The organism is Flavobacterium undicola, from assembly GCF_009909155.2.
GTDB classification, from domain to species: domain Bacteria; phylum Bacteroidota; class Bacteroidia; order Flavobacteriales; family Flavobacteriaceae; genus Flavobacterium; species Flavobacterium undicola.
Map to the genome: position 1 here is coordinate 1 of NZ_JAAAPM020000073.1, position 1,410 is coordinate 1,410.

General features: G+C 32.0%; 1 protein-coding gene. It reads left to right on the plus strand.

Annotation, left to right across the window (positions count from 1 at the left end; translation table 11 throughout):
• Nucleotides 1-78: 78 nt before the first annotated feature.
• Nucleotides 79-1,383, plus strand: a complete 1,305-nt coding sequence (locus GTZ96_RS18130) for an IS110 family RNA-guided transposase (RefSeq protein WP_161645295.1) — start codon at nt 79-81, stop codon at nt 1,381-1,383.
• Nucleotides 1,384-1,410 lie beyond the last annotated feature (27 nt).

Genomic DNA, 1,410 nt, shown 5'->3' on the forward strand with positions numbered 1-1,410 from the left:
ATGAATTTCCCCCATGGTAGTAATATCTTTTCACATAATATACTTTGAGCCTATTTCTATTTCATTAAATCGTAATCAATGAGTAGTTTAGAGAAAATTATTAAAAATTGTGCTGGCATCGATATTGGTAGTGAAAAAGTTTTCGTTGCTATCGAAGCAGCAGAAGTAAGAAGTTTTCGAACTTTTACAAGATCTTATAGAGAGTTGGGTATTTATTTGCAGGAACACTCAATAACTCATGTGGCAATGGAGGCAACAGGAGTATATTGGATTACTCTTTATGATATTTTAGAAGAGATGGGCTTTGATGTTACTTTAGTTAATCCAGCAGATAGTAAAAATTTACCAGGTAGAAAGACCGATGTTCAAGATTGTCAATGGATACAACAATTATTCAGTTATGGTTTATTAAGAAAAAGTTTTGTTCCTGATGATATTGTTCGCAAGCTGAGAGTTTATACTCGTATGCGTGAAGATAAATTGCAAATGGCATCTTCACATATACTTCATATGCATAAAGCATTAGTACAAATGAATATTCGTCTAAAAGATGTTTTATCACAAACCCATGGATCAAGTGGAATGAAAATGATAGAAGCTATTTTAGAAGGAGAAAGAGACGCTCAAGTTTTATTGAGCTATTGTACAAAAGATTTACGCAAAAGAAAGAGCGCAGATATTTTATTGGCTTTAGAAGGTAACTATAAAGAGGAATATATTTTTGAACTTCAACAATCATATGATGGATATATGTTCTATTTAAAACAAGTGCAACTATGTGATAAGGAAATTGAAAAAATACTGATACAATTTAAGGACAAAACTAATAATGATTATCAAGACGATAATAGAATAAAACCGATAAGACATAACAAGCCAGATATAGAAAATTTGCATAATTTGTTAATGGGAATTCATGGCGCAAATCCTACTGTCTTACCAGGTCTTACTGATTATAGTCTAATGCGATTAACGGCAGAACTTGGGAATAATATACAGCAATGGCCAAATGTCAAAGCATTTGTATCATGGTTAGGACTAGCTCCTGGAAAGCATCAATCAGGAAAGATGAACAAAAGAAGCAAAAAAAAAGCTATGACAAGATCTGGGCAAATATTCAAACAAGCTGCCCAAAGTTTATTAGTTAGCAAACAACCAGGCTTAGGAGCTTTTGCGAGAAAACTTAAAGCCAGAAGAGGAGCGGCAATAGCAATTAAGGCAACAGCAAGAAAAATAGCAGAACTTTATTATAAAACATTTGATAATGGAATGCAATACGTGGAAAAAGGAGTGGAAATATATTTACAACATCAAAAGGATCAACAATTTAGATTTTTAACTAAAAAAGCTAAAGAACTAAATATGCAACTAATTGATATTTAACAGAATAAATAAAAACGTCAATGGTAG

Excerpts from the sequence above, each read along its gene's own strand:
- GTZ96_RS18130 (WP_161645295.1), top strand. The coding sequence starts at position 79 with ATGAGTAGTTTAGAGAAAATTATTAAAAATTGTGCTGGCATCGATATT.